Source organism: Corynebacterium sp. HMSC074C05 (assembly GCF_001838325.1).
GTDB classification, from domain to species: Bacteria; Actinomycetota; Actinomycetes; order Mycobacteriales; family Mycobacteriaceae; genus Corynebacterium; species Corynebacterium amycolatum.
The window spans coordinates 203,525-226,927 of sequence record NZ_KV836285.1 but is presented as its reverse complement, the minus strand read 5'-3'; the positions used below and the strand labels follow the sequence as shown (position 1 = coordinate 226,927).

Annotated in this window: 14 protein-coding genes; 3 read left to right on the top strand and 11 right to left on the bottom strand. The window is 57.9% G+C overall.

The features are described 5' to 3' along the window. Nucleotides 1–204 precede the first annotated feature (204 nt). Nucleotides 205–1,701: a YeeE/YedE thiosulfate transporter family protein gene (locus HMPREF3042_RS04315; protein WP_070856159.1), complete on the top strand. Its 1,497-nt coding sequence runs from the start codon at nt 205–207 to the stop codon at nt 1,699–1,701. A gap of 76 nt (nt 1,702–1,777) precedes the next feature. Beyond that, a complete protein-coding gene (locus HMPREF3042_RS04310) occupies nt 1,778–2,449 on the top strand; it encodes a YdhK family protein (RefSeq protein WP_083327419.1) in 672 nt (223 codons plus the stop codon). Nucleotides 2,450–2,789: 340 nt separating this feature from the next. Here the strand turns inward: HMPREF3042_RS04310 and HMPREF3042_RS04305 are convergent, their stop codons facing one another. The 8 genes from HMPREF3042_RS04305 to HMPREF3042_RS04270 all read right to left on the bottom strand — a co-directional run bounded on the left by HMPREF3042_RS04305 (nt 2,790) and on the right by HMPREF3042_RS04270 (nt 17,438). Beyond that, nucleotides 2,790–4,472, bottom strand: a complete 1,683-nt coding sequence (locus HMPREF3042_RS04305) for a dipeptide ABC transporter ATP-binding protein (RefSeq protein ID WP_070600992.1) — start codon at nt 4,470–4,472, stop codon at nt 2,790–2,792. After that, nucleotides 4,469–5,464 carry an ABC transporter permease gene (locus HMPREF3042_RS04300; RefSeq protein WP_070856157.1) on the bottom strand — a complete coding sequence of 332 codons (996 nt, stop codon included), beginning with the start codon at nt 5,462–5,464 and terminating at the stop codon, nt 4,469–4,471. The genes HMPREF3042_RS04305 and HMPREF3042_RS04300 overlap by 4 nt, the downstream gene beginning before the upstream one ends. Beyond that, the gene (locus HMPREF3042_RS04295; protein ID WP_016421610.1) at nt 5,457–6,383 is read right to left on the bottom strand and encodes an ABC transporter permease; all 927 of its coding nucleotides are present in this window, start codon (nt 6,381–6,383) and stop codon (nt 5,457–5,459) included. The genes HMPREF3042_RS04300 and HMPREF3042_RS04295 overlap by 8 nt, the downstream gene beginning before the upstream one ends. A 4-nt stretch (nt 6,384–6,387) precedes the next feature. Further along, a complete protein-coding gene (locus HMPREF3042_RS04290; RefSeq protein ID WP_070856154.1) occupies nt 6,388–8,133 on the bottom strand; it encodes a peptide ABC transporter substrate-binding protein in 1,746 nt (581 codons plus the stop codon). A gap of 527 nt (nt 8,134–8,660) precedes the next feature. Continuing rightward, nucleotides 8,661–10,307: a protein adenylyltransferase SelO family protein gene (locus HMPREF3042_RS04285; RefSeq protein WP_070856152.1), complete on the bottom strand. Its 1,647-nt coding sequence runs from the start codon at nt 10,305–10,307 to the stop codon at nt 8,661–8,663. A 141-nt stretch (nt 10,308–10,448) separates the two neighbouring features. Further along, nucleotides 10,449–12,680: a 3-hydroxyacyl-CoA dehydrogenase NAD-binding domain-containing protein gene (locus HMPREF3042_RS04280; protein ID WP_070856150.1), complete on the bottom strand. Its 2,232-nt coding sequence runs from the start codon at nt 12,678–12,680 to the stop codon at nt 10,449–10,451. Between the two features lie 74 nt (nt 12,681–12,754). Then, entirely contained in the window at nt 12,755–13,990 is a 1,236-nt protein-coding gene (locus HMPREF3042_RS04275; RefSeq protein ID WP_070856148.1) for an acetyl-CoA C-acetyltransferase, read from the bottom strand. Nucleotides 13,991–14,228: 238 nt separating this feature from the next. After that, nucleotides 14,229–17,438, bottom strand: a complete 3,210-nt coding sequence (locus HMPREF3042_RS04270) for a type I restriction endonuclease subunit R (RefSeq protein ID WP_070856146.1) — start codon at nt 17,436–17,438, stop codon at nt 14,229–14,231. Between the two features lie 198 nt (nt 17,439–17,636). On the opposite strand from HMPREF3042_RS04270, the gene HMPREF3042_RS04265 reads away from it, so the two are divergent. Continuing rightward, nucleotides 17,637–19,358, top strand: coding sequence for a DUF5635 domain-containing protein (locus HMPREF3042_RS04265; RefSeq protein ID WP_070856232.1), 1,722 nt, complete (start codon nt 17,637–17,639; stop codon nt 19,356–19,358). 136 nt (nt 19,359–19,494) lie between these two features. On the opposite strand, the gene HMPREF3042_RS04260 is transcribed toward HMPREF3042_RS04265, so the two are convergent. The 3 genes from HMPREF3042_RS04260 to HMPREF3042_RS04250 are packed head-to-tail and all read right to left on the bottom strand — an operon-like array spanning nt 19,495 to nt 23,322. After that, entirely contained in the window at nt 19,495–20,706 is a 1,212-nt protein-coding gene (locus tag HMPREF3042_RS04260; RefSeq protein ID WP_070601000.1) for a restriction endonuclease subunit S, read from the bottom strand. Further along, nucleotides 20,703–21,752, bottom strand: a complete 1,050-nt coding sequence (locus HMPREF3042_RS04255; protein ID WP_070856144.1) for a virulence RhuM family protein — start codon at nt 21,750–21,752, stop codon at nt 20,703–20,705. Before HMPREF3042_RS04255 ends, HMPREF3042_RS04260 begins: the two co-directional genes overlap by 4 nt. Continuing rightward, the gene (locus tag HMPREF3042_RS04250) at nt 21,745–23,322 is read right to left on the bottom strand and encodes a type I restriction-modification system subunit M (RefSeq protein WP_070856142.1); all 1,578 of its coding nucleotides are present in this window, start codon (nt 23,320–23,322) and stop codon (nt 21,745–21,747) included. The genes HMPREF3042_RS04255 and HMPREF3042_RS04250 overlap by 8 nt, the downstream gene beginning before the upstream one ends. Between the last annotated feature and the right edge of the window lie 81 nt (nt 23,323–23,403).

The window sequence follows — 23,403 nt, the reverse complement described above, 5'->3', positions numbered from 1 at the left end:
AGTGTTTAGCTTGCCACAACTTGCGTTTATCACCAGCAACTATACGGTTCGGTCTATCTATTGATAAGTGCTCTGCTCTGCGAAAATACCGATAAGTTGGACTTTCTTCGGTGATTGAAGTAGTTTCTAACCCACGAATAGACAGGTCTGTTCATAAAGGTTTAAATGGCGGGCTTGTCCACAAAACTTAGGAGAACTACTTTCATGCTCATCTCAGGACTAGCGCTGGGCGCCGTGCTCGGCTTTGTTATGCAGCGAGGACGTTTCTGCGTCACCGGTTTCCTGCGCGATATCTTCACTCAGCGCAGCTGGCGCGGCTTCGTCGCCTTGCTGATTGTTATTTCCGTCCACGCCATCGGCCTGGCCGCACTGACCAGCGCCGGCGTGATTACTCCCGAATACAACGAACTGGCACCGGTGGCCGTTATCGTCGGTGGCGTTATCTTCGGGCTGGGTATCGTCCTGGCCGGTGGCTGTGCCTCGGGTACCTGGTACCGCTCCGGTGAGGGCCTGATCGGCTCTTGGATCGCACTGGTCTTTTACGCCCTATCCGCTGCTGCTATGAAGACGGGCTTCCTGGGCGGCCTGCAGAATTCCCTGAAGGACCGCACCGTCGGCCTGACCAGCATTCATGCCTCTCTCGGCATTAGCATTTGGCCACTGGTCATCGCGCTGAGCTCCGTCACGGCATACTTCGCTGTCCGCTTCCTGCGCGAAGAATTCTCCGGCCCGCGCCCGGTAACTCTGGCACCGCGTAAGTCCGGTCTCGCGCACATCCTGGCTGAGAAGCCCTGGCACGTGTACGCCACCGCCGCCATCGTCGGTGTACTTGGCGTTATCGCATGGCCGCTGTCCGCAGCTACCGGCCGCAACGATGGCCTCGGCATCACGACTCCGTCCTCCAACCTCGCTAACTACGTTGTCACTGGTGACACCGAGCGTTTCGACTGGGGCGTCCTCCTCGTCCTCGGCATCCTCGTCGGCTCCTTCATCGCGGCCAAGGCCTCCGGTGAATTCCGCCTCCGCGTCCCGGACGCCACCCAGGGCGCTCGCTCGGTCGTCGGCGGCATCTTCATGGGTGTCGGCGCTGCGTGGGCCGGCGGCTGCACCGTCGGTAACGGCATGGTCCAGACCTCGCTGTTCAGCTACCAGGGTTGGCTTGCGCTGGCGTCCATCGCCGCAGGTGTCGCTATCGCCGCAAAGCTCTGGCTGAAGCCGTCCGCACCTTCGCTTAACGACGTCCCGAGCACCCCTTCCACCACCAACGACACGGCGGTATCGGCAACTGCTCCGGTCGCTTCGGCTGCTACTTCTCCTGTGTCCCTGCCGGGTAGCGACAGTGCCGGTGCCGGTGCCGGTGCCGCTGGCACCGAGGCCTCTCCGCTGGCCGGTTCCTTTGCTGTCGCTCCGGTGGCGTTGCTCGACCGGAGCGTCGTCAAGCAGGAAGACGGCAAGCTCAAGCCACTGGGCGGCGGGCGTTATGAGCTCGACACCGTCGGCGCGGTGTGCCCATTCCCGCTGATCGAGGCCAAGGATGCAATCAACAAGATTGAGGTCGGCGAGGAGCTGGTGATTCCATTCGACTGCACCCAGGCCACGGATGCGATTCCGCGCTGGGCTGCGAAGGATGGACACGAGGTCACCAACTTCGAGCAGACCGGTGAGGCCGGCTGGACGATTTCCGTCCGCCGAGGGCGATAAGTCCTGGTGGCGCTAGGGGAGCGTCGGTAGGGTGAGGGCATAGATTGATTGACATCAACAACAAAGGAGCTTGACCATGGCAAAGAATATCCGACCACTTAATGCGCTTGTAGCCGCAGGTGCCGCCAGCGTGCTTGCGCTGGCCGGTTGCTCATCCGATGATTCGACTAATACCGAAGCAAGCAGCACTGTTAGCGAGACCAGCTCGTCGGCAACGGCAACCAGCTCTGAGGACACGGACGACATGGATGACATGGACGATGCCGATGACCACGGTGAGCACGGCAATCATGATGACGATGCAATGGCAGGCCATAATCACCCGGCCGATGGCGGCCCGGCTCCTGAGGGAATGGTTCCGGCTGACAACGCGAAGTTCCCGGTCGGCAGTGAAGTGAAGGTTCTGGCTGATCACATGCCGGGCATGAAGGGTGCAGAAGGCAAGGTTGTTGGTGTTTTCAACACCACCACGTACTCCGTGTCCTACACTCCGACCGATGGCAGTGAACCGGTGAAGGACCACCGTTGGGTTGTCCACGAGGAGCTGGAGAACCCAGGCGAGGCTCCGCTTGCCGACGGCTCCGAGATCACCATCAACGCCGAGCACATGGCGGGCATGAAGGGTGCCAAGGGCACTGTTGATTACTCCACCCAGGAGCCGGTCTACATGGTTGATATCGACGAAGATGGCATGACCATGAAGAACCACAAGTGGGTCACGGAGAGCGAGCTCGCACCGGAGGACTAACTAGTAGTCGGTTTGATCAGTCGGCTACTTCTAGGCTGGTCACTGCGATTTCTCTCCATCGGTCAAAAACCGGGTGTCGCGCACATACCGGTGCGCTGCCCGGTTTTCGTATTCCCAAACGACTTGCTGAGCCCGGGCGGTACCGTCCGGGCGCTTTCCTCTTCCCGCCTTCCCGCTCTCCTGCCTGCCTCTCCCGCGACTTCACGACACAGGTGTCACCTCATGCCACCTCCACAGCTGGCACGAGGTGACATAGGTGTCGTGAAGTGCGATTTGCCCCAGCCCAGAGGGTGGAGTGAAGTGCTGTGTGGGGGGGGGAGTGGGGCGCGGCACCGCCCAGCTACAGATCCAAATCCAGCGAAGCGCCCGGGATAGCGTCCAGCAGCCGCTGGGTGTACTCTTTCTCCGGGTGGTCGAAGAGATCGTCGGTAGGACGGTGCTCAACCATCTTGCCGTGCTCCATCACGATGACCTCATCAGCCACCTGCCGCACCACAGCGAGGTCATGCGTAATAAAGAGGTAGGCCAAATCCATCTCTTCCTGCAGCTCAGCGAGCAATTCGAGCACCTGCGCTTGGACCACTACGTCCAGGGCGGACACGGCCTCATCACAGACCACAACTTCAGGGTTTAGCGCCAGTGCACGCGCGACGGCCACGCGCTGTCGCTGACCACCCGACAGTTCACCGGGGAAGCGGCGACCCATCTCCGCGGGCAGCGCGACGCGGTCGAGCAGCTCGAATACGCGCTGTTCACGTTCCTTCTTGGTACCAATCTTGTGAATCCGCAGCGGCTCCTCAATGGAGGAGTGCACTGTACGCATCGGGTCCAGCGTCGCATACGGGTTCTGGAAAATCGGCTGAATGCGACGCCGCAGTTCCAGCTCTTCTTTACGATTCCGGCCCTGGACGCGTTTGCCGTCGAAAAGCACTTCGCCCTCGGTGGGATCGAGTAGCCCCAGCGCCATGTTGGCCACGGTGGACTTGCCGGAACCGGACTCGCCCACGATACCGATGGTGCGACCGCGACGCAGCGTGAAGCTGATGTCGTCGACGGCGCGGAAGGAGTCCTTACGCCACGGACGATTGCCCGGGATGGCGAAGTCGCGCACCAAGTTCTTCGCGACCAGAATCTCCTTCTGATCCGCATCCGATGTCGTCGGCGCCGCCACCACGCGATCACCGCGGCGGGCAGCCAGCGACGGCGCGGCCGCAATCAGCTGCTTGGTGTATGGATGCTGCGGGCGAGTGAGGACTTCCAGGGCAGGGCCGGTCTCCACGACACGTCCTGCTTGCATAACGACGAGTCGGTCAGCGCGCTCGGCAGCCAAACCGAGGTCATGAGTAATAAGCACCACGGACGTGCCAAGTTCGCTAGTGAGCTTATCGAGGTGGTCGAGGATCTTCTTCGCCACGGTCACGTCGAGCGCGGAAGTGGGCTCATCGGCAATCAGTAGCTTTGGGTGCGCGGCCAAGCCCATCGCGATAAGTGCGCGCTGGCGCATACCACCGGAGAACTCGTGCGGGTATTGGTCGATGCGCTTTTTAGCATTCGGCAGACCGGCCTGTTCCAGCAGCTCAATCGCCTTTTTGTGGGCTTCAGAGCCAGTGGCGATGTTATTGGCGCGCAGCGCCTCCTTAATCTGGGAACCGATAGTCCACACCGGATTGAGGTTGGTCATCGGATCCTGGGGGACCAGGCCGATGCCGTTGCCGCGGATGCTAACAAACTCGCGGTCTGTCAGGTGCGTGATGTCACGGCCATCGAAGGTGATGATGCCACCGGTGACTTCACCATCACCGGGCAACAGCCCCAGTGCGGCATGGACAGTGGTGGACTTACCCGAGCCGGACTCACCGACGATGGCGACCGTCTCACCGGGGAAAACCTCCAGGTCGACGTCATGCACCACATCGGTCAACGATTTACTGCGGCGGCCGGACGCTGTGGTCGTCGGAAAGCCAATGCAGACATTCTTCAAGGTGAGAATGGGCGCTGCGGAAGTATTGGTGTCGGTGCTCATCGACGACGCTCCTTCGGGTCGAGAGAATCCTTCAAAGCGTCACCCATGAGGATGAAGCCGAGAACGGTAATCGCCAGGGCGAGTGCTGGCCAGAACAGGTTGGACGGGGCCTGGCGGAGCACCTGCTGTGCGACAGAGATGTCGTTGCCCCAGGAAACGGTGGTCGTCGGAAGGCCAATGCCCAAGTAGGACAGCGTGGCTTCGGCGACGATGTAAATACCCAGTGAGGTCGTGGCCATAACGATGACAGGGGCGAGGCAGTTCGGCAGCACATGGCGGAAGAGAATGCCAGTGTTGGACAGACCGAGCGCCTTGGAAGCGGTGACGTATTCCTCGTTCTTCACCGAAATCACCGAGGAGCGCACCACGCGCGCCATCTGCGGCCAGCCGAAAGCAGCGAGCACGAAGACCACGGACCAGATGGTGCGTTCGGTAAACAGCTGCATCAGCACGATGCCGGCCAGAATCAGTGGAATAGCAAAGAACATATCCGTGATGCGAGAGAGCACCGCATCGACCCAACCGCCCAGATAGCCAGCGATGGCGCCGAGGGTGATGCCCACCACGGTCACGGCCAGGGTGACGCCGATACCGACGATGACCGAGGCACGGGCACCGTAGATGACACGGGCGTAGACGTCGTAGCCCTGCTGCGTGAAACCCATCGGGTGGCCGTCGCGGGCTGGGGCCAGCGAGTCACGCAGGTTTGCCGCCGTCGGGTCCACAGAGGTGAACAGCGACGGGAACGCGGCCACTGCGATGGAGAGCAAAATGATGAATGCGGAAACCCAGAACAGTGGGCGGTAACGCAGGTTCTGCCAGGCCGAACCCCAGAGCCCCAGTGGCGGGGTATCCGGTAACTGCTTGTGGGCGGGGTTCGTCGCCGGATTTGGTGCCTGCGCGGTGTTGGCCTGTGCGGTGCCGGACTGCACGGCGTTGGCCTGCTTTTCTGGCTGAGTCGAATCTAACTGCGTCGAATCTGGCTTAGGCATAACGAATCCTCGGATCCAGGACTGCGTAGAGCAAGTCGATGAGCAAGTTGGCGAACATGTAAATAACCACCAGGATGGTCACGATGCTGACCACGGTGGGAGCTTCACCAATCTGGACGGCGTGGAAGATCAGGCCACCGATACCGGGCACGTTGAAGATGCCCTCGGTGACGATTGCGCCACCCATCAGAGCAGCGAGATCAGCGCCGATGAAGGTCACAACGGGAATCAGCGAGTTACGCAAGATGTGGCGGCGGGTGACTTCAGAGGTTGGCAAGCCCTTGGCGCGGGCGGTGCGCACGAAGTCAGCATGGCGTGCCGACGAAACCTCCGAGCGCGTCAGTCGCAGAACATAAGCAACCGAGACGAGACCCAGCACGAATGCCGGAAGTAGTAGGGAGGTAAAGGAGGCATCGCTACCAACGGTGGGGGAGACGATCTCCCAGCGCACACCGAAGAGGTAGCGGGCCACGAAGCCGAGCACGAAGGTCGGAGTTGCGATAACCAGCAGGGACATCACCAGAACGGTGGAGTCGAAGAAGCCGCCCTTGCGCATACCGGCAATAACGCCGAGGCCAATACCGAAAATGGCCTCAATGGCAACGGCCATCAGCGCCAGGCGAATCGTAATAGGGAAAGCCAGCGCGATTTCCTCGCCGACCGAGCGGCCGGAGAAGGTCTCGCCCATATCCAGGGTGAACAGGCCCTTGAGGTACTCCCAGTACTGGACGAGGAAAGGCTCATCCAGGTGGTAGTGGGCGCGTAGCGCTGCAACCTGCTCCGGTGGCAGCTGCTTATCGCCAGCCAGTGCGGCAATGGGGTCGCCTGGCATGGCGAAGACCATTGCATAAATCAGCAGTGTGGCACCGAAGAATACCGGCACCATCTGCAGGAGTCTCTTTCCGATATACCAACCCATGGTGCTAGTCCTTCTCAATCATTGGGTAGTCCAAGATGCCGTCCCACATCACTACGGCATTGCGCAGCTTCGGGTTCCACGCCACTGAAGCATTGGGGTACCACAGCGGAATCGCTGGCAGGTCCTCCATCAGCACAGATTGAGCCTTGACATAAATTGGCTTGGCATCGTCTGCGCTCTTTGCCGAGGCAGCCTCCTGAATTAGCTTGTCGAACTCCGGATTGGAGTAGTGGTTGTCATTCGAGGAGCCACCAGTGACGAACTGCGGAAGCATGTAGTTGGCCACAGATGGGTAGTCCGCTGCCCAACCAGTGCGGTAGCCGCTGGTGATGGTCTCGTTGGAGATTTCATCGCGCAGCTGCTTGAACGTCGGGTAGGCCTTACCGTGGGAATCGATGCCGAGGGTCTCGCCAATCATGTTGGTCACCGCTTCGACCCACTGCTGGTGTCCGCCGTCGGCGTTGTAGGCAATGTCGAACGAGCCAGTAAACGGCGCAATTTTGTTGGCCTCGGCCCACAGTTGGCGAGCCTTCTTCGGGTTGTATTCCAGCACCTCTTGGCCAGGTACGTTCGGGTCAAGGTCGCCGAGCGTCAACGAGCTGAACTCGCGCGCCGGGGTGCGGGTATCGAAGAAAATCTTCTCGGTGATTAGTTTCCGGTCAATCGCCATGGAAATCGCTTGACGACGAAGCTTGCCCTCTTCACCCGAAAAACCTGGCAGATTTCGCGGAATTGCGAAGTACTGCGAAGAGGAGGTCGGGACGTTTGCGCTGGAGTCGGGGAAATCGGTTTCGAAGCTGGCCAGCGCCGTTGGTGGAATTGTGCGTGGCAGCGTGTCCAGGCGGCCTGCCTGGAGGTCTGCGTATGCGGTGTCCACGTCCGAGTAGAATCGGTATACCAGGCCGTTGTTACGGGCCTTGTGCTCACCGGCGAAGTCATCATTGCGGACCACGGTTAGCTGGTTGTTGTGCAGCCAAGCGCGGCCTTCGGCCATCTTGTACGGGCCATTGCCGATTGGGTGTTCACCGAAAGCCTTCTTGTCTTCGAACGCTGCCTTCGGCAGTGGCATAAACGCGACATAGCCGAGGCTGAGCGGGAAGGAGGAATCTGGGGTGGTCAGATCTACGGTGAACTTCAGATCGTCGACCTTTTTCAGACCGGAGAGTGTTTTCTCCGTGGCCTTTTCTCCCGAGACAGCATCAAAGCCCTGCACGTTTGCGAAGAAGGACTGCTGCTTCTGCAGGTTCGGGCCGTAGGCAGCGTAATTCCAGGCATCGATGTAGCTCTGCGCGGTGACTGGTTCGCCGTTGTGGAAGGTCCAGCCCGGTTTCAGCGTGATGTCGAAATGAGTCGAGTCCTCGTTGGGCTTAATTTCTGCCGCATGGTCCAGGATCATCGAGCCGTCGGTGTCGTAGCGCACCAGACCTGAGTAGAGCATGCGGAGGATATCGCCACCACCGGTTTCATTGGTGTCAGTGGTGTACAGCGGCGACTGCGGTTCGGAGTTCTGAACCACAATGAACCCGGCGCCGACCTGTTGCTGGTCAGTGCTGCAGGCAGCAAGTGCGCTTCCTGGCAAGGCGATTACCAGCAAAGCCGCCAGAATTTGGCGGACATGCAGCGTGAACTTTCCTTTTTCGCTGAGCGTTGTTGCGTGCAGTTTTGTGGCACGGAACTTCTCTCGCTGTCGGAGCTTCCGCCGGAGTTTCTGCCGGGTGTGGAAGGGGCCGGAGGCAACGGGTCTATGCATCGCGAGCCTTTCTAGATTCTGCCAGCTAGGCGATATGAATTTGGTGATCGGCTCACTCCAAACGACTTAGATACCCACCTCCCAGCTGCTTAGCAATGGCGGTGGTGAAACCTTGGGTGTGGTGGACTCTAAGGTTTGGATACGACCGTTCAATACAGTGTCTAACCTTACAAGTCCAAAAAACATATGAGTATTGATCAGGCGAACCATCCCTTATTTGACGGTGTCTTTTACCCTCGATTGGGGAGTTAATCCTGTGCAGTGGTGAAACGTTGTAACATCCTGGCACCCCCGCAGGGGTTGTCCTCTGGTGCTCCGCGATGCTGGCGCTCAGCCAGGCCCCATCCGCGTTTTGGCCACCCGCGTCGGGCCCCATCCGCGGGTCCCATCCGCGGGTCCCATCCGCGACTTCACGACAGCTATGTCACCTCATGCCACCTCCACAGTTGGCACGAGGTGACACCCGTGTCGTGAAGTGGGCTTTGGGGCTTGGTAGAGGGGCGCCGGAGCGCCGCCAAGCCAGCGCATTAAGTCCCGCAGTACGAGTGGAAAGCCCCCAACTCCCGCGGTGCCGGCTCAGTGAACCCCGCTGGGACGTCTTGCAACTCAAAGGGGTTGGTTACCGCCTCCAGCAGGTGCCGGTAGGCGGCCAAATCCCCCGCCCCTGCTTCTCCTGTCGCCCCTGCCGCCGCTAACGCTTCCGTGACCAGGTAGTTTCGCGGAATATACAGCGGATTCGTTTCCTCCATAAGTGTCAGGGCCGTCGTCTGGTCGATTCCCAGCTCTTCCCGCGTCTGCTTCCACAACTGCCCCCACTCAGCCGCGGCGGCGGGGAACGCAGGATCAGCGGTCAGCCTGGTCAGCGCAGCCAACGCAGCAACTGTATCCCCATCACCATCGGCCAGAACCTCAATCAGCGCCCGATGAGCATTCGTATGGTCGAGCCCAAACTTCGCCAGCAACGCCTGCCACTGCTGCACCAGGGGGATGGCCAGCGGGTCGTCGTAAAGCGAGGGGAGAATCCCCAACTTGGGCAGCCACCTGCGGCTGAGCGCATCGGTGAACTCGTCGGCGAATTCGCCCAGGAGGTCGCGGGCGCGTGCGAGGGCTTCCTCCGGGGTGCCTGCGAAATGCGGTAGCAAAGTCTCCGCAAGCTTCGACATGTTCCACCCGGCAATCGTCGGCTGCGCGCCGAACGCGTATCGACCGCCTCGATCAATGCTGCTAAACACCGCCCGGGGGTCGTGCGCATCCAGAAACGCACACGGCCCGAAGTCGATGGTCTCGCCCGCGATGCTGGCATTGTCGGTGTTCATCACGCCGTGGACAAATCCACAGGCCAGCCACGCCGCAACGAGATTGGCTTGCCGCTTGACGACGTCCCGGAGAACCGACTCCGCCGAACCCTCGTAGCCATGCCGCTGCGCGGCGAACTCGATGAGCCGATCCATGACTCCGGTGTCCGCTCCGGAGCATGCGACCAGCTCGAACGTGCCAACTCGCAGGTGGCTGGATGCTACGCGCACGACGATGCCGCCCGGTTGAAGTTCGGTGGTGGGGTCGGTGTTGTCGAATGGGGTTTGCGAGCCGCGGTAAATCTCTTCGCCAGTTTTGATGACCGCCAGCGCGCGGGTGGTGGGGATGCCGAGTGCATACATGGCTTCGCTGATGAGGTACTCCCGCAGGGCGGAGGTCAGCGTGGCTTTGCCGTCACCGCCACGGGAGAAGGGCGTGGGGCCGGTGCCTTTCGCCTGAATCTCGTAGGCCTGGGTGTTGTCGCTGTGGGTTGTCTCTTTGGGGCAGTCGGGCTGGTTAGGCGGACAGTGCAGCCCAGTCAGCCCCGGTTCAGCTTCAACTGTGGCAAGCAAGAGTGCGCGACCATCACCGAGTAGGCCTGCGAAGTTGCCGAACTGGTGGCCGGCATAGGCCGTGGCAATCGGGGTTGTGTATGCGCCGAGTGGGGTATCGGTTTCCTGGCCGACTCCGTGATCGGCGCCGTGGCCAGTGAGGAACTTCAGGCCAGCCTCCGAGCGAAGCCACTGCGGGGAGAGGCCGAGTTGGGTTGCGAGCTCGTCGTTAAGCATGACCAACTGCGGCGATGGGGCATCAAACCCCTGCTGGTCGATAGCGAGTTCAGGCAGTGCGGTGGGCAGATCAGCGACGTTTCTAGCCATGTGCGCAGTTTAACGGGTAGGCCGAATTGGGGTTGGCGCGCTGGTGCGTTCAGCGGTGCTACGTCCGTTGACGTGGCCTCGAAGGCGAAAAACCCCGGTTACTGGAACAATTCCAGCAACCGGGGTGCGCTCGGGGTAGTCCTACTTCTTCAGGGACTCCGGAGCGTTGAAGCGCTCACCGTGCTTAGCGGCCAGCTCTTCGGCGCGCTCGACGAAGCCCGCGACGCCGCGGCGCTCCGGGTGAGCTGCGGCCGGGTCGACAACAGTGGCGCCGTCGTAGTTCTTAATGAACTGGCGAGTACCACCGGTCCAGGCCGGGTAGCCGATACCGAAGATGGAGCCGATGTTGCCGTCGGCGTCGTGAAGCAGAACGCCCTCGTCGACGCACTTCTGAGTCTCGATGGCCTCGATGAAGAGCATGCGGTCGACCAGCTCCTGCAGGTCGGTGTCCTCCGGAGCGATCGGGGCGATGTTCAGCTCCTCACGGAGCTCATTGAACAGGCCCGGCCAGAGACCGGAGCGCTTGCCGTCGACGTACTCGTAGAAGCCCTTGCCCTCGAGCTTGCCCGGGCGCTCGAACTTGTGCAGCATGGCCTCGACCAGAGCCGGCACGCCGCCCTCGTCCAGGGGCTGACCTGCAGCCTCGGCGGCAGCGCGGGTCTCGCCAGCGATCTTCTCCATGAGCTTGAGGTTCAGCTCGTCGGCAAGCTGGAGCTGCGGTGCCGGGTAACCAGCCTGGCGGCCAGCGGCCTCGATGATGGCCGGGTCATAGCCCTCGGCAACCATGCGCAGAGCCTCGTTGATGACGGTGCCGATGACGCGGGAAGTGTAGAAACCGCGAGAGTCGGTGACGACAATCGGAATCTTGCGGATCGCAACAGCGAAGTCCAGCGAAGCGGCGAGGATAGCTGGGTCGGTGTTGTCGCCGGAGATGATCTCGATCAGCTGCATCTTGTCCACCGGGGAGAAGAAGTGCAGACCGATGAAGTCCTTCTCACGCTTGACGTGGGAAGCCAGCTCGGTAATCGGCAGGGTGGAGGTGTTGGAGCCCAGGATGCAGGTCTCCGGAACTGCGGCCTCGATCTCGGCGTGAACCTTGTGCTTGAGGTCGGTGTTCTCGAAGACGGCCTCGATGACCAGGTCGACGTCGGACAGGTCATCGTAGGATTCGGTCGGCTTGATGCGGTTCAGCAGTGCTGCGGACTTCTCCTCAGTGGTGCGACCGCGCTTGAGAGCCTTGGCCTCCAGACCCTCGGAGTAGGCCTTGCCGCGCTCGGCGTTCTCCAGGGAAATGTCCTTCAGGACAACTTCCATGCCAGCCTTTGCACACACGTATGCAATACCTGCGCCCATCATGCCGGCGCCGACAACGGCAACCTTCTTGAACTCGCGCTTCGGGTACGGGGTGCCGTCAGCTTGCAGCGGACGGGAGCCGCCGCCCTGAGCGTGGTTGAGGTCGAAGAAGAACGCCTGCATCATGTTCTTCGACTGGGTACCGGTGACCAGCTCGGTGAAGTAGCGGGACTCGATACGCAGTGCGGTGTCGATGTCGACCTGAGAGCCCTCGATGGCAGCCTGCATAGCAAGGCGCGGAGCCTTCATCGGGGAGCCCTTGAGCTGCTTGGTCAGGTTTGCCGGGAAGGACGGCAGGTTCATTGCGAACTTAGGAGTCTTCGGGTCGCCACCCGGGATCTTGAAGCCCTTCTCGTCCCACGGCTGTGCTGCCTTGGCATCTTCGCTGGTCAGCCATGCACGAGCAGTGTCGATGAGCTGCTCCGGAGCAACAACCTCGTCAACGAGGCCAGCTGCGAGAGCCTTGCCCGGGTTCATCTGCGCGCCGGTCAGAATGACCTTCATCAGCGCGTCCTGAATGCCCAGCATGCGAACGACGCGGGAGACGCCGCCGCCACCCGGCAGCAGGCCGAGGGTGACCTCCGGCAGGCCAATCTTGGAACCGCGGGCATCGGCAGCAACGCGGTGGTTAGCAGCCAGTGCGACCTCGAGGCCGCCGCCCAGTGCTGCGCCGTTGATGGCAGCAACAATCGGCACCGGGAGCTTCTCCAGGCGACGCAGGGAAGCCTTCATGTCCTCGACCATGTTGAACATGTCAGCTGCATCGTCCTCAGTGGCCTTGGACATCTGCTTGATGTCGCCACCTGCGAAGAAAGTCTTCTTCGCAGAGGTGATGATAATGCCCTTGATGGAGGTCTCAGAGCCGTCGCCAATTTCGTTTTCCAGGCGCGCCACGGTGGCGCGGATGTCGTCCTGGAAGGTCTGGTTCATGGTGTTGACCGGTGCATTCGGGTCATCCATGGTGAGGGTGACGATTCCGGCGTCGTCCTGATCCCACCGGAACATGTTATCTGTGCTCATAAATCAGTCAGTCCTTTGTGGTTATCGCGGTGTGACCGCGGTAATTGTCGCTGTGAGTTTCGTTCCGGTTTGCTTTAGACGCGCTCGATGATGGTTGCAACACCCATGCCGCCAGCCACGCAGAGCGAGATGAGGGCGTAGCGGCCACCGGTGCGGTGCAGCTCGTCGATTGCGGCGCCGGTGATCATGGCACCGGTTGCACCCAGCGGGTGACCCATGGCCATTGCGCCACCGTTGATGTTGAGCTTGTCGTAGTCGATGCCCAGGTTCTGCTGAGCGTGCTTGACGACGGCGGCAAACGCCTCGTTGATTTCCCACACGTCGATATCGTCGACGGTCAGGTTTGCCTTGGCCAGAGCCTCGCGGACAGCCGGCTCGATGCCGGTCAGCATGATGGTCGGCTCGACACCATTGACTGCGGTGGCGACAACGCGTGCGCGTGGGGTGAGCCCCATGTCAGCGCCGGCCTTCTCAGAACCAACCAGGGTCAGTGCAGCGCCGTCGACGATGCCGGAGGAGTTACCTGCGTGGTGGACGTGGTTGATCTGCTCGAGCTGCGGGTACTTCTTCAGAGCAACTGCGTCGAAGCCGCCCTGCTCGCCCATCATGGTGAAGGCTGCGCGCAGGCCGGAGAGGGACTCTGCGGAGACGCCTTCGCGAATGGTTTCATCGCGGTCGAGGATGGTCAGACCGTTAGCGTCCTTGACTGGGACGACCGAGCGGTCGAAGCGACCCTCAGACCATGCCTTTGCAGCACGAGCGTGGGAGAGTGCTGCCATCTCGTCGAGGGACTCGCGGTCAAAGCCGTCGAGCGATGCGATCAGGTCAGCGGAGATACCCTGCGGGACGAAGTCGGTCGCGAACGAGACCTGTGCGTCCATTGCCATTGCGCCACCGTCGGACATCATTGGCACGCGGGACATGGACTCCACGCCACCGGCGAGAACGAGCTCGTCCATGCCGGAGCGGACCTTCTGAGCAGCCAGGTTGATGGCGGAGAGGCCGGAAGCGCAGAAGCGGTTGATCTGGACACCGCCAGTGCGGTACGGCAGACCTGCGGTGAGTGCTGCGGTACGGGCAATATCCGCACCCTGGTCGCCGACTGGGCTGACGCAGCCCACGATGAGGTCGCTGATGCGCTCTTCGTCCAGGTCAGGGAAACGATTGCGGATTTCGTCGATGAGGCCGACGAGAAGCGATACCGGGCGTACCTCGTGGAGGGAGCCGTCCTTCTTGCCCTTGCCGCGCGGGGTGCGAATTGCCTCGTAGATGAAGGCTTCGCCGCCCGGCTGAATGGTGGCGGAAGTCATGTGTTTTTACCTCACAGATTCGTCGTAAAGTGTCGTGCGTCACTCTATAACGAAAGGCGGACTGGCGGGGGGGGTTTGAGGGGTGTTGTAGGGAAAAGCGGCCAACCGCACCATTTCACCTGCGGTTATGGGAGAAACCGGGGGTAATTACATAAGTATTTTTAAACACAGCTTCGCGGAAGCGAGGCGGTAACGGTCTGCCATGTGAAGGCCCAATCGTTACGCCCGTCCGCAACCATCAAGCCGCCTCTCCATCATCCTGCGCGAACCCCAAGTTCCGATAGCGCTCGACAAAGGCCTGGATGCGCTGCAGCACCCGCGTCTTGACCTTCTCGCGCTCATTACCCGGAGTAAACCGCGACATTGGCGGAAGAACTCGAACAATTCCGGTGCCAAGCGTGCTGACAATGCCGGTGGTCAGCGCCTCTTCAATGAAAGATTGCGCAGTGGGCATCCGCAGCTTTTCTTCAGTGATGATCGCATTGAGTTCTTCCGTGCGTTTGGTCCTGATGAATTCTTCCCATTGCTCGTCAACGGGCTGGGTCAGGCTCACGGTGTTGACGAACTCTTCAATCAGGTCGCGCTTGTTCCGCAGCGATGGGCTGGAGTTTGCAGCACGAGAAATCTGGGCACGAATTTCTTCTCTCTCGTCGCTACCGTGAGTTTCACGGTATTGCTCGACGAGCATGAGAATGTAGTCGACATTGATCTCTACCTGCTTAATCAGCTCCATCTCGAAGACCACATCTTCGTTGATGGACTCCCGTTCCCCGTCGCTTTCAGTACGGAATTCCGCGAACAGGTCGAGGTAGATACTGCGGTAGTCCTGCTCCTGGCGAGGCGTCAGCAGCGCGTCATCGGCGAATTGGTCGAAGGAGGTCAGGATGTTTTGGACACGCAGAATCGCGCCGAAAAGCTTGATGAACTCCTTTTTCGCCTTCTCGCCAACAATGACCTTGTTCAGTGGATATTCCTGGAGCAGCTGATTCACCAACTTGGCGTATTCCGCAAAGTAATCCGCGTAGGGCTTGAGCAGCACTACGCTTTGCGCATCGGTGTCGCCGAAGAGCCGCAGCGCCTCATTCGTGGCGTCTTCGAGGTCTCGGAAGCAGACAATGTTGCCGTACGTCTTGACTGAGTTGAGGATTCGGTTGGTACGCGAGAATGCCTGAATCAACCCGTGGTACTTCAGGTTTTTGTCCACGAACAGGGTGTTCAAGGTGGTGGCGTCGAATCCGGTGAGGAACATGTTGACCACGATGGTCATATCGACTTCCCTGTTTTTCATTCGCAGGGAGAGGTCTTTGTAGTAGTTCTGAAATTTTTCGGCGGAGGTGTCGTAGTTGGTTTTGAAATACCCGTTGTAGTCGGCAATCGCCGCTTCCAGGTAATCGCGCGCAACCTTGGGTAGCTGCTCGGGCTCCATGTCTTCTTCAAGGAGCAAGCCTGTCTCGTCGGCCACGGCAGTAGCTGCCGCAGCGCTTTTCTTTTCGCTTGACGACGGAATCGTCGGTGACTCATCCTTTTCGGCCTCATTTGGCGCGAATGAGTAAATCATGGCAATTTTCAGCCGCTCTGCTTCCGGCAGTGACGCTTGCGCTTCTTTGAAGAGGCTGTAGTAGGTGTAGGCAGCCTCAACAGAAGCGGTGGCGAAGATAGCATTGAAGCCACGAACTCGTTGATTTTTCTTTATTTCCTTAATTCGACCGCGGTGCCGGGCCTTTGCTGAGGCGGATACGTTCTCGACAACGCGGTGTTCGTAGAAGGTTTCCCGCTTCGTTTTCTGCGCGAAGTGTTCGAGCGTGTAGTCGACGACGTTTTTTAGGCGTGGCTCGGCCAGGAGTGCGCCTTCAGTATCGATGCCTGTGACTTCCTTGTCCTTAACGTTTCCAACCGAGATGGTGTTGACGTAGTCGATCCGGAAGGGCAGGACATTTTTATCGGTGATGGCGTCAACGATGGTGTAGGCGTGGAGTCGTTTGCCGAAAGCCTGCTCGGTGGTTTTGAGGTTGGCCTTGGTGCCGCTGGTGGAGTTGTCAGCGAAGATGGGTGTCCCGGTGAATCCGAAGAGGTTGTACTTCTTGAATGCCTTAGTGATGGCAGTGTGCATGTCGCCAAATTGGGAGCGGTGGCATTCGTCGAAGATGATGACTACGTGCTTGCTGTAGACATCGTGGTGCTTGTTGCCTGCGATGAAGTTCGACAGCTTCTGAATTGTGGTGATGATGATGGCCGCATCGTCGTCTTCCAGCTGCTTCTTCAGCACGGCGGTCGAGGTGTTGGAGTTGGCAGCACCCTTTTGGAAGCGGTCGTACTCACGCATGGTTTGGTAGTCGAGGTCCTTGCGGTCGACGACAAAAAGGACCTTATCGACATGCGAAAGTTTGCTAGCCAGCTGTGCGGCTTTGAATGAGGTGAGGGTTTTCCCCGAACCGGTCGTGTGCCAGATGTAGCCGCCGGCCTCCGTGGTGCCCAGGCGTTCACGATAGTTATTGGAAATCTCAATTCGTTGCAGAATCTTCTCAGCGGCGACGATCTGGTACGGGCGCATCACCAGTAGTTCTTCCGCAGCGGTGAAGACGCAGAACTTAGTCAGAATATTGAGAAGCGAGTGCTTGGACAGGAATGTCTTAGTGAAGCCAACAAGATCCCGGATGGGTTGGTTGTTTGCGTCAGCCCACCACGATGTGAATTCAAAGCTCTTAGCACCGCGTGCTGGGCGGCCTTTTCCTCCCGTTTCCTTGATGTGCAGTTCACGGGTGGTGTTGGAGTAGTACTTGGTCAGAGTGCCGTTACTGATGACAAACAGCTGCACATAATCGAACAAACCGTCACCAGACCAGAAAGAGTCGCGCTGGTAGCGCCTGATCTGGTTAAAGGCTTCACGCAGCTCTACGCCACGACGCTTGAGTTCGATATGCACCATGGGAAGGCCATTGACCAGGATGGTGACGTCGTAACGATTGGAGTGTTTCGCACCACCTTCGCCCTTTTCCACCTCGTACTGGTTAATGACCTGCAGCCGGTTGTTATGGATATTTGCTTTATCCAGCAGTCGGATGTTTTTGCTTGTGCCGTCGTCACGCGTAAGAACCTGAATGTGGTCTTCGTGGATGCGACGGGTCTTTTCCTTGATTCCGTCGTTGGCGCTGGTGATGCAGGTGCGATAGAACCGTTCCCATTCCGCGTCGCTGAAGGTGACGTGGTTGAGGATTTCTAGTTGGCGGCGAAGGTTGGCAACGAGATCTGCTTCGCTGTGGATAGGCAGGTAGTCGTAGGCCTGTGACTGGAGGATGTCGATGAGTTCTTGCTCCAGTTGCGCCTCGGTTTGGTAGTCCTCCGAGGTGCGCTCCTCGGCCTGGTACTCCGCGACGACGGTGCTCTGCTCACCGACAGCGATCGGGTCGTACTTGGTTACTCGTCGCTTGCCGACGCCGTCCTGGTTCATGCTGCCAGCACCTTTTCCATAGTGTTAATTTGAAGCGTTACTTTTATGAGTCTCTATCTTAGAGAGTCCGGGGTAGCACGGGGTGGTGCAGCTAATCCACCAAGGTTCCCACAAAAACCACAACCGCTGTTAGAATAAGGGGGCTCTAATCTAACAATCCCCAGGTGGTGGTTCGCTGTGGCTCCGACTTTGCCGGGAATGGAAGTTCGCCGGGAGCAGCTGATAGCTCAAGTTGACGCTATTTTGGAGTCGGCAATCGACGATTGTGTGCGTAAAACCAAAGAGCCCCAGTCGATTGATTTCAAAGAGGAAGCTGGCCGACGTAGAGGTTCCCAGATTGAACCTGGTAAGTCGGAGAATCCGACAGCTGCCGACAAACTTGCCGACGAAGTGGCCTGCATGGCCAATACTCCTGGTGGCGGTGCCTTGATTGTTGGAATCGAGGATAAAACAGGGCGGATTATCGGTACCGAACTGGACATAGATTGGTTGCGGCAGGCTATCTATAGCCGGATTGATATTGCGCCTGATGTTGTCGAAAAGCGTGTGCAGGGCCAGCGAGTGCTTGTCATCTATGTTGCGGCAGCCTCTGAACCCGTTGAAGATACTGGGAACAGGCTGCGTTGGCGTGTTGGTGATTCGTGCAAGCCGGTGGACCGGTCGGAATGGTGGGAGTATCGGCGTGCACAGGACGGCTTTGATTCAATGGCGCAGGTTAGTGCCGCAACACTTTCCGATGTCCGTCCCGGTGCCCTGGCGTTGGCCAGGAAATGGGACCCAGTGTTTGCCGAGCTTACCGACCAAGAAGTGCTGCACGGTATTGGTGCTCTTGATGCCAATGGATTCCTATCAATGGCAGGAAAGCAGCTATTTACTTCGGCAGGGCGTATGGTTATTGAGCTCAGCATTTTTGATGTTCACGGTGGTCAGGTGCTTAACAGAGTGGTGCCGGAACCTGAGAAGTCGTGTCTTGAGCAGCTTGCGTACATAGAGCAGGCTCTGAATGTGGTGAATAAAAACAACACTGTGGTGGAGGGGTTCGTACATAAGCCGGTACCAGAGATTCCACGCGGTGCAGTGCGTGAGGCGATGCTAAATGCCATGATTCACCGCGATTGGAATCGAAGCGAAGCCATTGATGTGCGATGGATTGAGCTCGACAGCACCTTGATTGTGCGAAGCCCCGGTGGTTTTCCAGGAGCAATCACCGAAAACAATGTGTTAAGTAACCGTTCTGCTCGTTACCCCGCTCTGGCTGATGTGTATCGCGCAATTGGGCTCGTAGACAAGCAGGGTGTTGGGGTGGATCGCATGTACCAATCGATGATTGCCCTGGGGCATCGGCCGCCCACCATTGAAGAAGTAGCGGGCCCGTTTGTGGAAACGACTTTGGTGGGTGGCAGTCCCGTGCTGCCAGTTCTTGAGCTGATGTCAAGGATAATCCCGCAAGCACGGCAGGAAGATTACCGCATTGCAATCGTGTTGTATCTACTTTTTCAGCGCCCATTTGTCACGGTTGCGGAGGTAGCGCGTGGACTGCAAGCCGGGCCTGAATCGGCTCACAATGCCCTGGATGCAGCCCGACAAACGACGGTACTGGGTGAACCGCTGATTGTCCCCCATGCTGGAGTGTGGGTGCTTGGCGAAACATGCCGAGCAATCTTGCGCAAAGCTGAACCGACGCCATTCTTGCCTGCGCGGTACCTCACCACCGATCAGGATGAACTCCAGAAAGCAACGATGTTGTGGCTGTGTGAGGTTGGGGATATCGCTACAAGTGACCTCATGGTTCTGTCTGGAAGCTCCCGCGGCACAGTGAAGGCCTGTATCGACGTCATGGTAGAAACCGGCATTGTCACTGCCATTGGCAACGGCCGATCGCGCAGGTATCGGCTCACTAATCCGTCAAGGTCCCTGTAGAAACCGAAATCATTGTCAGATTAGGCACTGCCTAATCTGACAATCCGGAGGTGGGCGATGAATGCGGAAGTATCGCTGACCTGATGGAGCGAGGGAAGTCCGGCGTCCCGCTGGAACTCGCCGACGCCTCCCTGGTTTATGCCGAAAGCTCCTTAAACGTGAGTAGTTGATCCCGGTAGAACTCGTATTGCTTCCGGCGAGCTTCAATCTCGGCAGGTAGGCCGGAGGTGAGGTCGTTCACAAGTGCATCGAACTTATCGAGAATATTGACGATGCGCTGCTGTTCTTCGAGGGGAGGGACGGGGATAGTCACTCGTTTAATCGCATTAGCATTGAATTGGGGTTGTCCTGCTTTGCTGACCAAAAAATTAGCCTGCTGCCAGTAATGATTGCTTTGCATGAAGTGCCAAACAAAACGAGGATTTGCAATCTCTTCGTCGACTTTCATTCGAATCAGAAACGAAGCATAAACAGCCTGCTCTTCACCTTCAGTGATTGCACACTTGCCATAAGATGCTCCTGTCCGGGCTATTAATAGATCCCCAGGAGAAAGAACATATTTTTGCTCAACTACTTGGCGATCAAGAAACTTGCGTTCTTGGTTTCTGATTTTTCCGTTACCATCAATATCTGTAATTCGAAGAAACCTGTAACTTCCTGTTTCTTGGGCAGTGGCAGTTAGGCCGTACCTGAATTCTGCAATATCCTCAAATTTTATTAAGGGGTGCGAGTCAGTGTGGATTAGTGTGTCGCGGTAGAATCCAATTTGCTTTTTCCTCGCTTCCAGCTCCGCTTCCAGCTCCGCTTCCAGCGATTGGAAGGTATCGAGAATTTTTACGATTTCTTGTTGGATTTCCAAAGGAGGGCATGGCAAGAGGATTTTCCCCATATTCGTGCCCGAGATGGAGCGGACCTTTGTGCCGAAAACAAACTTTCGTTTTTGTTTCTGGAAAGGTAGTGAGCGTAGAAAGTATGAAACAAACTTAGGATTTAATTCAGTTGTAAAGATCAATGTGTGGTTACTAACTGCGACTGAATCTTCACCTAGCCAAGCAACTGCTTTGCACAAATCTTCATCATTTTCACTGGTATCTGCGATGATAATGTCGCCTGGTTGAGCTTTCTTTGCTTTAGAGAATGTTAACGAGGAAACAAATGACTTAGTTTCCGTAGCCGAGATTCCGTAGTGGGTATAAATCTGTCCGTAGTGGATACAGCCGATACCGCTTTCGGTGAAATCTTTCTTCTGGACCCCACCCCCACGACTGAAAGTGCCAACCTCGCCCAGCGGTTTGTACTCCACACCATCCGGGCAGAGTTCCTCGATGAGTTTTTCGATCTGGTTCACTTCTGCTCCTTCGGTGGTTGCTGGATCTGCTTCTGAACTGCAGTGATTTCCTTGAGATAGTCCCGTTCCACACCACTCGGTTGGGCATCCATCACAGTTTTGTACTTCTCGTATTCCTCATGGGCCTTCTGTACCGCTTGGCGGTGGGAAACCGTTCCTGCTCCCTCCAAGGACTTGCCACCCATGGCCGCAATCATTGTGGTGAGATGATCCATCCAGTCCGCCATGTACGTCGGCTGGTGCATCTGCGCACGGAATTCTGCCGCATCGAAGTAGGCAGAAACCAAGGTATTTAGGCGTTTTAGCTCGTCCTCGGCAAGGAAATTCTTGGCAATCTCCACCTCGGCCTTGGTGATGCGTTCGCCCTTCCAATTGGTCAACCCCATGTTTGGCTTTGTGGCATCCGAACGCTCGTAAACCACTTCGGTTGCCGTGTGGCCGTGAGCACCAAAATGAAGTTTATTCTGGACCGTCGCAAAGAACTGCTTACTCACAGCGGCCCGCGGATCGTAATCCACGCTGGTGGCGTACAAATCTAGAACCTGGCGATGAATGACCTTCTCACTAGAGCGAATATCGCGGATGCGCTCCAGCAATTCACGCCAATACGTTCCGCCACCGCCCTCTTTCAGCCGCTCATCATCCATGGCGAAGCCCTTAATCAGGTATTCGCGCAAAACGCCTAGTGCCCACTGCCGGAACTGAGTACCCCGCAAGGACCTCACTCGGTAACCCACGGAGATAATCACGTCGAGGTTGTAGTGCTCCCGCTCGCGCGAAACTTCCCTTGAGCCTTCGAGTTGAACTGTTCGGAATTTCCGAACAGTTGCCTCTGACCTGGGAAGCTCACCTTCCGCAAACACATTCCTAATGTGCTCGGAGACGTTCGCCTTCGACGACTGAAACAGCTCCACCATCTGGGCCTGGGTGAGCCAGACGGTTTCGTCGACAAGCCGTACCTCAATGCGAGTAGCGCCGTCGTCCGTGCGGAACATCACCAGCTCGCCCGCAGACGCCATGCTCATGTCGCCGTTCATGTCAGACATCAGTGCGGGTTCCCTCAAGATCTGCCACAATCTCATCGATTGCCTCGCGCAGCTGGCGCTGGCGCTCCACAATGCCAACGATCTGCTTATTCAGCTCTACGATGTCAATGACCTCGCGGGTGTCCTCGGGTTCGACGTAGGAGGAAACTGCGATGTTGTAGTCGTTTTCTGCAATCTCCTCAGCGGGCACCAGCTTGGTGAAATACTCCACATCCTCGCGGGTAGTGAAGGCATCCAGAATCTTCTTCTGGTTCTTGTCATTCAGTCGGTTCTTGTTACCACTGCGCTCAAACTCTGCGGAGGCGTCAATGAAGAGGACCGAATTGTCCTTCTTCGACTTCTTCAACACGATGATGCAGGTCGCGATGGTGGTGCCGAAGAAAAGATCCGGCGGCAACTGAATAACCGTATCGACATAGTTGTTATCCACCAGGTACTTGCGAATCTTCTTCTCCGCGCCGCCGCGGTAAAGCACACCGGGGAACTCAACAATTGCGGCTGTGCCATTCGTCGCAAGCCACGAGAGAATATGCATCGTGAAAGCCAAGTCAGCCTTTGACTTCGGCGCAAGGACGCCTGCCGGTGCGTAGCGCGGATCGTTAATCAGCAGAGGATTGTTATCGCCCTCCCACTTGATGGAGTAGGGCGGGTTGGACACGATTGCCTCAAACGGCTGGTTATCCCAGTGTGCAGGTTCAGTGAGTGTATTGCCCAGCGCAATGTCGAAATTGTCGAAGTTCACATCGTGCAAAAACATGTTGATGCGCGCAAGGTTATACGTGGTCAGGTTGATTTCCTGGCCGTAGTAGCCCTCGCGGACACCGCCCACGCCCAGCACCTTCTTGAACTTCAACAGCAGTGAACCGGAGCCAACAGCCGGGTCATACACCCTGTTCACACTCTTCTTGCCCACCACAGTGATTCGAGTCAGCAGCTCAGAGACTTCCTGCGGCGTGTAGTACTCGCCACCGGACTTGCCTGCCTGAGAGGCGTACATGCCCATCAAGTATTCGTAGGCATCACCGAATAGGTCGATGGAGTTGTCATCGGCTTTAACCGTGAGAGGCATATTGCCGATATGCTTCATCAGATCGTAGATCTTGTTATTGCGTTCGATGACCGAGTTGCCAAGCTTGTTGCTGTCCAGGTTGATGTCGTCGAAAAGCCCTTGAAGATCGCTTTCGCTAGCGGTGCCTTTTGCGGATGCTTCGATATTTTTGAATACCTGCTGCAGTCGCTCATTGAGGTTCTCGCGGTAGTGTTCGTCAGCTGCCTGTTTGCAGACGTTGGTAAACAACTCAGAGGGCAAAATGAAGTAGCCCTTTTCCTCGACGATACTGGTGCGTCCCCACTCAGCATCCTTGTCAGAAAGGGAAGCGTAATCCGCGTCCTTATTTCCAGCGGCGCGTTCGCCGTCATCGATGTACTCGGAGAGCTTCTCCGAGATAAAGCGGTAGAACATCATGCCGAGCACATAAGACTTAAAATCCCAACCATCCACGCTGCCACGCAAGTCGTTGGCGATGTTCCAAATAGTCCTGTGCAGCTGTGCCCGGTCTGCGTCACTCATAGTGAAAATCCCCGCTCAATCAGTAAAAATGCTTGAGCTCCCAGTCTAGTGGCAGACGATACGAAGTCAGGGGAGCACGCT

What these genes read in the sequence shown, in the direction of transcription:
- HMPREF3042_RS04315 (WP_070856159.1), top strand. Translation starts at nt 205, where the DNA reads ATGCTCATCTCAGGACTAGCGCTGGGCGCCGTGCTCGGCTTTGTTATG.
- HMPREF3042_RS04310 (WP_083327419.1), top strand. Translation starts at nt 1,778, where the DNA reads ATGGCAAAGAATATCCGACCACTTAATGCGCTTGTAGCCGCAGGTGCC.
- HMPREF3042_RS04305 (WP_070600992.1), bottom strand. Translation starts at nt 4,472, where the DNA reads ATGAGCACCGACACCAATACTTCCGCAGCGCCCATTCTCACCTTGAAG.
- HMPREF3042_RS04300 (WP_070856157.1), bottom strand. Translation starts at nt 5,464, where the DNA reads ATGCCTAAGCCAGATTCGACGCAGTTAGATTCGACTCAGCCAGAAAAG.
- HMPREF3042_RS04295 (WP_016421610.1), bottom strand. Translation starts at nt 6,383, where the DNA reads ATGGGTTGGTATATCGGAAAGAGACTCCTGCAGATGGTGCCGGTATTC.
- HMPREF3042_RS04290 (WP_070856154.1), bottom strand. Translation starts at nt 8,133, where the DNA reads ATGCATAGACCCGTTGCCTCCGGCCCCTTCCACACCCGGCAGAAACTC.
- HMPREF3042_RS04285 (WP_070856152.1), bottom strand. Translation starts at nt 10,307, where the DNA reads ATGGCTAGAAACGTCGCTGATCTGCCCACCGCACTGCCTGAACTCGCT.
- HMPREF3042_RS04280 (WP_070856150.1), bottom strand. Translation starts at nt 12,680, where the DNA reads ATGAGCACAGATAACATGTTCCGGTGGGATCAGGACGACGCCGGAATC.
- HMPREF3042_RS04275 (WP_070856148.1), bottom strand. Translation starts at nt 13,990, where the DNA reads ATGACTTCCGCCACCATTCAGCCGGGCGGCGAAGCCTTCATCTACGAG.
- HMPREF3042_RS04270 (WP_070856146.1), bottom strand. Translation starts at nt 17,438, where the DNA reads ATGAACCAGGACGGCGTCGGCAAGCGACGAGTAACCAAGTACGACCCG.
- HMPREF3042_RS04265 (WP_070856232.1), top strand. Translation starts at nt 17,637, where the DNA reads ATGGAAGTTCGCCGGGAGCAGCTGATAGCTCAAGTTGACGCTATTTTG.
- HMPREF3042_RS04255 (WP_070856144.1), bottom strand. Translation starts at nt 21,752, where the DNA reads ATGTCTGACATGAACGGCGACATGAGCATGGCGTCTGCGGGCGAGCTG.
- HMPREF3042_RS04250 (WP_070856142.1), bottom strand. Translation starts at nt 23,322, where the DNA reads ATGAGTGACGCAGACCGGGCACAGCTGCACAGGACTATTTGGAACATC.